Genomic DNA, 7,913 nt, shown 5'->3' with positions numbered 1-7,913 from the left:
CGCGCCATGTCGGCGCGGGCCCCCTCACTCACGTATGCCTAGCTCTCGGCGATCTGCTGCTCATTGGGGATGGCCCCGCCGAAGCGCCGGTCGCGCGAGGCGTATTCGAGGCAGGCCCGCCACAGGTCGCGGCGGTCGAAGTCCGGCCACAGCACGTCCTGGAAGACCATCTCGGCGTACGCGCTCTGCCAGAGCAGGTAGTTGGAGGTGCGCTGCTCGCCGCTCGGGCGGAGGAAGAGGTCCACGTCCGGCATGTCCGGGTAGTACAGGTACTTCGCGAAGGTCTTCTCGCTGACCTTGGACGGGTCGAGCCGGCCCGCCTTCACGTCCTCGGCGAGGGCCTGGGCGGCGTCCGCGATCTCGGCGCGGCCGCCGTAGTTCATGCAGAAGTACAGGGTCAGCTTGTCGTTGCCCTTGGTCTGCTCCTGGGAGATCTCCAGCTCCTTGGCGACCGACCGCCACAGCTTGGGCATGCGGCCCACCCAGCGCACCCGGATGCCCAGCTCGTCGAGCTGGTCGCGGGTCTTGCGGATGAAGTCGCGGTTGAAGTTCATCAGGAACTTCACCTCGTCCGGGGACCGCTTCCAGTTCTCGGTGGAGAAGGCGTAGAGGGAGATCGCCCCGACGCCCATCTCGATGCCGCCCTGCAACACGTCGAGGACGCGCTCCGCGCCGACCTTGTGCCCCTCGGTACGCGGCAGCCCGCGCTCCTTGGCCCACCGTCCGTTCCCGTCCATGACGATGGCGACGTGCTTCGGCACCAGCTCGCCGGGGATCTTCGGCGGCCGGGCGCCCGTGGGGTGCGGCTCCGGGGTCTTGTACTCACGGCGGGACCGTCCGAGGATTCCGCGTCGTGCCATGGGGCTCTCTCTCCTACTCAGCTTTTCTCTACGTACCGCAGAGAGCGCAGGCCGCGCTCCAGGTGCCAGTGCAGATAGGCCGAAACCAGCCCGCTGCCCTCCCGTGCGTGCCGCGCCTCGCACGCGTCCGCCGTCGCCCAGTCGCCGGTGAGCAGCGCGCCGAGCAGGGTGAGGGTCTCCGCCGACGGTACGACGCTGCCGGGCACCCGGCAGTCGACGCAGACGGAGCCGCCCGCCGCGACGGAGAAGAAGCGGTTGGGTCCCGGCAGGCCGCACTTGGCGCAGTCGGTGAAGCTGGGCGCGTAGCCGTTCACTGCCAGGGAGCGCAGCAGGAAGGCGTCGAGGACGAGGTGCGGCGCGTGCTCACCGCGGGCGAGGACGCGCAGCCCGCCCACCAGCAGCAGATACTGCTGTACGGCGAGCTCGCCCTCGTTGTCGGTGAACCGTTCCGCCGTCTCCAGCATGGCCGTCCCGGCGGTGTAACGGGCGTAGTCCGTCACGATCGAGCCACCGTACGGGGCGATGGTCTCACTCTGCGTACACAAGGGCAGCCCGCGCCCGACCAGTTCGCTGCCGCGCGCGAAGAACTGCACGTCGACGTGGGAGAAGGGCTCAAGGCGCGCCCCGAACTTCGACTTCGTCCGCCGCACCCCGCGCGCCACCGCGCGTACCCGCCCGTGACCGCGCGTGAGCAGCGTGATGATCCGGTCCGCCTCACCCAGCTTCTGGGTGCGCAGCACGATGCCGTCGTCGCGGAACAGGCTCATGGGGCCATTCTCGCGTACGGCACCGCGTGCGCGGGCCGAGGGGCCGGGCCGGGGCCGTAAAGCCGACGCCACCCGGGTAGGAACCGGATACCGTACGAGGGTCAGCCCCACCCGCACCGGAGGCCCCCGTGAGCGTCCAGCCCGACGGCCCGTACGAGCCCCTGATCCCGATGCCCGAGCTGACACCCGACGCGCTACGGGCCGCGGTGGCCCGGATCGCGCCCAGCCGGATCCCCGCGCTCACCCAGCACCTCTTCGAGGCGACGACGAACGCGCAGCAGGCGCAGAGCCTTGCTCCCCTGCGTGCCTTCATCCACTCATGGGCCGTCTTCGTCGCGATTGAACGGCGCCCCCAGCGCGCGGCCCGCCTGCACGAACTGGAACAGCTGGTGAACGCGGCGGAGCAGGACCCGACGGACGCCATCGCCGAGATCCGCCGCATCCGGGACGAGGCGGAAGCGGAGGCCGGCCTGTGACCGACTGGTCCTGGGACTGGAACCCGAGTGAGGAGTACCTCACCGCCGGAGTCCCGCCAGGCGTCGTCGCCGAGGTCGAGCGGCTGACCACCGAGCTCGCAGCGCTCGGACCGGACTCCGTCAGAGTCGGCAGGCCGGTCGATCGCGAAGGCGGCCTACGAGAGTTCGACCTCCTGGGCGGACGCGGCTTCATCAGCTTCCTGCCCGTGCCCCGCCACGAGTGTGTCTACGTCTGCAACATCACCTGGTACGGCTGAGCGTCAAGGCACCTCCCCCCGACTCCGCGCGTTCGCGTACGCCGTCGCCGCGCGCAGCCGCTCCGCCGTGGTCGCCGCGCGGATCGCCTCCAGGGTGCAGTCCCACTCGCGTCCGCCCCCGTAGGGGCGCAGCTGGACGTAGGGCCCCTCGTACCCCATCACCTGACCGAGGCGCCCGTTGCGCGTGTCGATGACGTACGAGCCGACGGGGAGGTCGTGCAGGGGAAGGTTCACGACGCGCCCCTCAGTGCGGCGGCCAGCCGTGCCGCCACGTCGACGGAACAACCACCCAATTCGATGCGCGGACACGGCGCCTCCCTGGCGATCGTCGCCGGATCGATCCGCAAGGACGGCAAGGCAATTCCCGCTCGCGCGAGTGCGGCGTGCAATTCCCTCAATGTTTCCTCCGCCTGTTCGACGCATACCACTGCGTGGCGCTTTGACTCCGCCTTCACGGTGACTCCCCTTCGCTTCCTGATTTCACTCTTCGCACACCTACGGTGACGCACTGCACCTAGACTCGGCAGGAGTCTGTCCTCTACAACTTCGGGGCAGTGAAAGGCGGTTGGCCATGGCCAATGGTTCACGACAGGCGGCGTGGGAGTTCTTCGGCGCGGAGCTGAAGCGGCGCCGTGAGGAAGCGGGGTTCACCCAGTCAGCACTGGGGACTCGGGTTTTCGTCTCCGGTGGTTACATCGGCCAGTTCGAACAGGCTATTCGTAAGCCACAGTTGGATGTGGCGCAGCGGATCGACGAGGTCCTGCAAACCGATGGCTTTTTCGAGCGGATGTGCCGGAAGCTGATCAAAGAGACCCGCTATGCGGAGTATTTTGCTCACGTGGCGGAACTGGAGCGGCTTGCCACGGAGATCTGCGACTTCGCTCCGGCGGTTGTTCCGGGGCTTCTCCAGACGCGGGAGTACGCCCGCGGGGTGTTCCTGGCGAGCCATCCGTTCGCCACGGAGGACTACATCGAGGAGAGAGTCAAGGCCCGCATGGATCGTGCTCACACCCTCAAGGGCGCTACACAGCCGGTGTATTGGACGATCCTCCACGAAGCCGTGCTGCGCACCCCTGTGGGCGACCCAGCGACCATGGCCCAGCAGTTGGAACACATCGCCGCCATGGTGCACGAGCGCCGGGTGATGGTTCAGGTGCTGCCGTTCTCTGTCGGGGCCTACCCCAGCATGGGCAAGATGCTGAAACTCCTGGAGTTCGCAGACGCCCCGCCAACCGCCTATACAGAGGGCGTGCTTTCGGGGAACTTGCTGGACGATCCGGCATTGGTGAAGCAGATGCAGGCGGCATACGATCAGCTCAGGGCCGCCGCGCTGTCACCGAAGGCGTCCCTGGCCCTGATCGAATCGGCGGCGGAGGACTACAGACAATGCGCGAGTACGACCTGAGCGCTGCTCGGTGGCGCAAGAGCACCTACAGCGGCGGCGACAGCGGTGAATGCATTGAAGTCGCCTACGACTTCATAGGCGCCGCCCGCTGGCGTAAGAGCAGCTACAGCAACGGCCAGGGCGGCAACTGCGTCGAGATAGCCGACGGAGTCCCCGGCGTGGTCCCCGTACGGGACAGCAAGGTCCCCCAGGGCCCCGCCCTGGTGTTCGGCGCCCCCGCCTGGCAGGCATTCGTCACCGGTGAGGGCATACGCTTCCGCGCGCGGTAGGCCTGGGCCCAAGATACGGACATGAAGAGTGACCTGTTCTCCAGTGACCACATGGCGCAGCCGGCCCTCGCCCCCGGGATGACCCTGCAGAACGCCAAGTCGATCAAGTACGCGGTGAACGGCGAGATGCACGCCCGGCAGGGCGCGATGATCGCCTACCGGGGCGAGCTCCAGTTCGAGCGCAAGGGGCAGGGCGTGGGCGGCATGCTCAAGCGCGCCATGACCGGTGAGGGGCTGCCGCTGATGGCCGTGCGCGGCCAGGGCGAGGCGTGGTTCGCGCACGAGGCGCAGAACTGCTTCATCGTCGACATCGAGCCGGGCGACGTCCTCACGGTCAACGGCCGCAACGTCCTGTGCTTCGACGCGACCCTCTCGTACGAGATCAGGACCGTGAAGGGCGCGGGCGTGACCGGGGGCGGGCTGTTCAACAGCGTGTTCACCGGCTCGGGCCGCCTCGGCCTGGTCTGCGACGGGAACCCGCTGGTGATTCCCGTCTCCCCGCAGCAGCCCGTGTACGTCGACACGGACGCGGTGGTCGGCTGGACCGCCGACCTCGCCACGTCCCTGCACCGCTCGCAGTCCATCGGCTCGATGATCCGCGGCGGCTCGGGCGAGGCGGTGCAGCTGATGCTGCGGGGTGAGGGGCACGTCATCGTGCGGCCCAGCGAGGTGACGCCGCAGAAGGCGCAGCAGCACTGAGTCAGGCGGCCTGGCGGGCCCGCTGCTCGTAGCCGGCGAGGCGGACGCAGACGGTCAGGCCGTGGATGGCCTGCTCCAGTTCCGCGAGGCCCGGGTAGCTGGGGGCGATGCGGATGACGGCGTCGCGCGGGTCGTCTCCGTAGGGGTGCGTGGCGCCGGCCGGGGTCAGCACGATGCCCGCCTCGGCGGCGCGGCGCACGACGTCCTTGGCGCAGCCGTCGGGGACCTCAAGGGTCACGAAGTAGCCGCCCTTGGGTGAGGTCCAGGTGGCGAGGCCGGTGCCGCCCAGCTCTGCGTCGAGGATCCGCGCGACCGCCTCGAACTTGGGCTGGAGCAGGGCGCGCTGGCGCTCCATGTGGGCGCGCACGCCGTCGGCGTCCCGCAGGAACAGGACGTGCCGCAGCTGGTTGACCTTGTCGGGGCCGATCGACCGCTTGGAGTTGTTGGCGAGGAGCCACTTCACGTTGGCGGGCGAGGAGCCGAAGAAGGCGACGCCGGCGCCCGCGACGGTGATCTTCGAGGTGGAGCCGAAGACGAACGCCCGGTCCGGGTTCCCGGCCTCGGCGCAGGCGCCGAGCAGGTCGGCGAGGGGGGTGGGCTCGTCGGTGAGGTGGTGAACGGCGTAGGCGTTGTCCCAGAAGATCCGGAAGTCGGGGGCGGCGGTCTCCATGCGGGCGAGGCGGGCCACGGTCTCGTCGCTGTAGGAGACGCCGTCCGGGTTGCTGTACTTCGGCACGCACCAGATGCCCTTGACGGCCGGGTTCTCGGCGGCGAGCCGCTCGACCTCGTCCATGTCCGGCCCTTCGGCGGTCATCGGCACGGGGATCATGTCGATGCCGAACCGCTGGCAGAGCGAGAAGTGCCGGTCGTAGCCGGGCACCGGGCACAGGAACGCGATACGTCCCTGGTCCACCCAGCGCGACTCGGCACCGGGCACCTCGCCGAGGAGGGCGTGCACCAGGCAGTCGTGCATCAGCTCCAGGCTGGAGTTGCCGAGCGCGAGCAGCTGTCCCGCGGGCACCTGGAGCAGCCCGGCGAAGATCTCACGCAGCTCGGGCAGGCCCTGGAGGCCGCCGTAGTTGCGTACGTCGGTGCCGTCGGCGGCGGTGTGGCGGCCGCCGGGCAGGCTGAGCAGGTCCTCGCCGAGGTCCAGCTGCTCCGGCGCGGGCTTGCCCCGGGTGAGATCGAGGGAGAGGCCGCGTCCCGCCAGGTCGGCGTAGTCCTCGCGGGCCCCCTTGAGCAGTTCGGCCAGGGCGGCCGGGTCGGCCTGGGCGTCGGGGGTCGGCTCGGTGGTCATGGTGTTGCCTCTCGCAGGGGGCGCTTCGGTGGGTGGCGCCTGCCGAGAATACAAACCGGGGTGCTTGTGTGGCGTGGTCGCCCGGCCTGCGAGACCGTCCCTCGTCGGCCGCGGGTCGTCGTGGCTGGTCGCGCAGTTCCCCGCGCCCCTGACGGGGCGCCCCTGCGGGGGCCCTTGACCGGTCCCCGTGCCCCTCCTATCGTCGCCACGCCACCCATGACGTAGGACGTGGGATCTCCTCAAGGAACAAGGGAGACACAGTGAGCGACCACACAGTGAGCGACCGCCGATCCTTCCTCAGGTACACCGGCGCGCTGGGCGCCGCCGCCGCCGTCACCTCCACGCTCTCCGCCTGCTCCTCGGGACCGGAGTCCACCAACGAGACCGGTGGCGGCGGGCAGGGCGGCGACTCCACGCTCACGGCCGTCATCGGCTACGGCAACGACGGCAGCTGGGATCCGACGCAGACCGCGTCGGCCTTCGCCATGGCGGGGAACGAGCACATCTACGAGGGGCTGCTCGGGACCGACCCGATCACCCGTGAGCCGTACGCCGCGCTCGCCACCGAGATCCCGAACGACCTCAAGGCGACCACGTGGAAGTTCGCCCTGCGGCCGGGCGCCAAGTGGCACGACGGGAAGCCCGTCACCGCCGACGACGTGGTGTTCGTATTCGACCGGATTCTCGACCCCAAGACGCAGACCCTGGCCAAGGGATTCTTCGCGAGCTGGCTGAAGGAGGTCAGGAAGGTCGACGCGACGAACGTGGAGCTGATCCTGAAGTTCCCCTTCCCCGACGGCGCCGCACGGCTCTCCCTCGCGAAGATCATGCCGAAGCACGTGTTCTCCAAGCCCGGCGCGTGGGAGGACGCGACCAAGGGCAAGGCGGTGGGCTCGGGACCGTACCGGCAGACCGCGCACCACGCGAAGTCGAACACCACCTTCGAGGCGTTCGAGGACTACAACGGCCCGCGCAAGGCCGCCTTCAAGAAGATGAACTGGCTGACGATCGTGGACGCCGCGCCGCGCGTCGCGAAGATCTCCGGCGGCAGCGCGGACGCGGAGATCGCCGACAACATCCCGTACGCCAACATCGAGCAGCTCAAGAAGAGCGGCATGACCGTCGAGGGCGGCGCCGGGATGAACAACCTCTTCCTGCTCTTCAACACCGCGCACAAGCCGTTCGACGACGTACGCGTACGCCAGGCGCTGCACTACGCCATCGACCGCGACAAGATGATCGAGGCCGCCCTCAAGGGCCACGGCAAGGCGTCGACGTCGTTCCTGAACGAGGCGAACCCCTCCTACCGGCCCGCCAGGACCGTCTACGCGTACGACCTGGCGAAGGCGCGCAAGCTCCTGAAGGAGGCGGGGGTCGGCAAGCTGACGGTCAACCTCATGGCGGTCAACGTGAGCTGGATCGTGGACTGTCTGCCGACCATCCAGGACGGCTGGGAGAAGCTCGGCGTCGAGGTCACCCTGGACCCGCAGGAGACCACCGCCGTCTTCACCAAGCTCGACCAGAAGAAGGACTTCCAGATCGTCGCCGCCGCCTCCAACCCGAACCAGTTCGGGCTCGACGCCGACCTGATCATGCACTACAACTACGGCGCCGAGAACCTGTGGATGGGGTACGCCCGCTGGGCCGGGCACCCTACCGCCAAGAAGCTCTTCAAGGACATGGAGCAGGCGACCCGCGAGCCGGAGGCGAGCCGCAAGAAGGCCATGATCCAGGAGTACATCGACGTGATCGCCGAGCAGGCGGTGCTGTACCCGGTCGTGCACAACGAACTCATGACGGCCTGGGACCCGAAGAAGATCACCGCGGTCCGGGCCCAGCCCTATCCCGGGATCAACCTCCTCCAGGCCAAGTGGGCCTGATCC

11 protein-coding genes are annotated in these 7,913 nt (G+C 68.9%); 6 read left to right on the top strand and 5 right to left on the bottom strand.

All coding sequences use genetic code 11. From position 1 onward, the window contains the following. Positions 1-38: 38 nt before the first annotated feature. The gene (locus tag ACWDVB_RS17445) at positions 39-860 is read right to left on the bottom strand and encodes an isoprenyl transferase (RefSeq protein ID WP_451513059.1); all 822 of its coding nucleotides are present in this window, start codon (positions 858-860) and stop codon (positions 39-41) included. Between the two features lie 17 nt (positions 861-877). Then, positions 878-1,627 carry a DNA repair protein RecO gene (gene recO / locus ACWDVB_RS17440; RefSeq protein WP_451513060.1) on the bottom strand — a complete coding sequence of 250 codons (750 nt, stop codon included), beginning with the start codon at positions 1,625-1,627 and terminating at the stop codon, positions 878-880. A 128-nt stretch (positions 1,628-1,755) separates the two neighbouring features. On the opposite strand from recO, the gene ACWDVB_RS17435 reads away from it, so the two are divergent. Both ACWDVB_RS17435 and ACWDVB_RS17430 read left to right on the top strand, forming a co-directional pair. After that, entirely contained in the window at positions 1,756-2,103 is a 348-nt protein-coding gene (locus ACWDVB_RS17435) for a hypothetical protein (protein ID WP_451513061.1), read from the top strand. Beyond that, the gene (locus ACWDVB_RS17430; protein WP_451513062.1) at positions 2,100-2,360 is read left to right on the top strand and encodes a hypothetical protein; all 261 of its coding nucleotides are present in this window, start codon (positions 2,100-2,102) and stop codon (positions 2,358-2,360) included. Before ACWDVB_RS17435 ends, ACWDVB_RS17430 begins: the two co-directional genes overlap by 4 nt. A gap of 3 nt (positions 2,361-2,363) precedes the next feature. Here the strand turns inward: ACWDVB_RS17430 and ACWDVB_RS17425 are convergent, their stop codons facing one another. Together ACWDVB_RS17425 and ACWDVB_RS17420 are read right to left on the bottom strand one after the other, a co-directional pair. Next, complete coding sequence (locus ACWDVB_RS17425; RefSeq protein WP_451513229.1) at positions 2,364-2,594, bottom strand: hypothetical protein; 231 nt, start codon at positions 2,592-2,594, stop codon at positions 2,364-2,366. Beyond that, on the bottom strand, positions 2,591-2,815 hold the full coding sequence (locus tag ACWDVB_RS17420) for a hypothetical protein (RefSeq protein ID WP_451513063.1): 225 nt from the start codon (positions 2,813-2,815) through the stop codon (positions 2,591-2,593). Before ACWDVB_RS17420 ends, ACWDVB_RS17425 begins: the two co-directional genes overlap by 4 nt. A gap of 116 nt (positions 2,816-2,931) precedes the next feature. On the opposite strand from ACWDVB_RS17420, the gene ACWDVB_RS17415 reads away from it, so the two are divergent. The 3 genes from ACWDVB_RS17415 to ACWDVB_RS17405 are packed head-to-tail and all read left to right on the top strand — an operon-like array spanning position 2,932 to position 4,733. After that, positions 2,932-3,765 (top strand): helix-turn-helix domain-containing protein, encoded by an 834-nt coding sequence (locus tag ACWDVB_RS17415; protein ID WP_451513064.1) that lies wholly within the window; start codon positions 2,932-2,934, stop codon positions 3,763-3,765. After that, positions 3,747-4,034 (top strand): DUF397 domain-containing protein, encoded by a 288-nt coding sequence (locus tag ACWDVB_RS17410; RefSeq protein WP_451513065.1) that lies wholly within the window; start codon positions 3,747-3,749, stop codon positions 4,032-4,034. The genes ACWDVB_RS17415 and ACWDVB_RS17410 overlap by 19 nt, the downstream gene beginning before the upstream one ends. A gap of 21 nt (positions 4,035-4,055) precedes the next feature. Next, positions 4,056-4,733 carry an AIM24 family protein gene (locus tag ACWDVB_RS17405; RefSeq protein ID WP_451513066.1) on the top strand — a complete coding sequence of 226 codons (678 nt, stop codon included), beginning with the start codon at positions 4,056-4,058 and terminating at the stop codon, positions 4,731-4,733. A gap of 1 nt (position 4,734) precedes the next feature. Here the strand turns inward: ACWDVB_RS17405 and ACWDVB_RS17400 are convergent, their stop codons facing one another. After that, complete coding sequence (locus ACWDVB_RS17400) at positions 4,735-6,030, bottom strand: aminotransferase class I/II-fold pyridoxal phosphate-dependent enzyme (protein ID WP_451513067.1); 1,296 nt, start codon at positions 6,028-6,030, stop codon at positions 4,735-4,737. A 260-nt stretch (positions 6,031-6,290) separates the two neighbouring features. On the opposite strand from ACWDVB_RS17400, the gene ACWDVB_RS17395 reads away from it, so the two are divergent. Further along, positions 6,291-7,910 (top strand): ABC transporter substrate-binding protein, encoded by a 1,620-nt coding sequence (locus ACWDVB_RS17395; RefSeq protein WP_451513068.1) that lies wholly within the window; start codon positions 6,291-6,293, stop codon positions 7,908-7,910. Positions 7,911-7,913: the final 3 nt, after the last annotated feature.

The organism is Streptomyces sp. NPDC003379 (assembly GCF_053589195.1).
The sequence above is the reverse complement of the archived record's forward strand: the minus strand, read 5'-3'. Positions and strand labels throughout refer to the sequence as shown.

What these genes read in the sequence shown, in the direction of transcription:
- ACWDVB_RS17400 (WP_451513067.1), bottom strand. Translation starts at nt 6,030, where the DNA reads ATGACCACCGAGCCGACCCCCGACGCCCAGGCCGACCCGGCCGCCCTG.
- ACWDVB_RS17445 (WP_451513059.1), bottom strand. Translation starts at nt 860, where the DNA reads ATGGCACGACGCGGAATCCTCGGACGGTCCCGCCGTGAGTACAAGACC.
- ACWDVB_RS17405 (WP_451513066.1), top strand. Translation starts at nt 4,056, where the DNA reads ATGAAGAGTGACCTGTTCTCCAGTGACCACATGGCGCAGCCGGCCCTC.
- ACWDVB_RS17415 (WP_451513064.1), top strand. Translation starts at nt 2,932, where the DNA reads ATGGCCAATGGTTCACGACAGGCGGCGTGGGAGTTCTTCGGCGCGGAG.
- ACWDVB_RS17410 (WP_451513065.1), top strand. Translation starts at nt 3,747, where the DNA reads ATGCGCGAGTACGACCTGAGCGCTGCTCGGTGGCGCAAGAGCACCTAC.
- recO (WP_451513060.1), bottom strand. Translation starts at nt 1,627, where the DNA reads ATGAGCCTGTTCCGCGACGACGGCATCGTGCTGCGCACCCAGAAGCTG.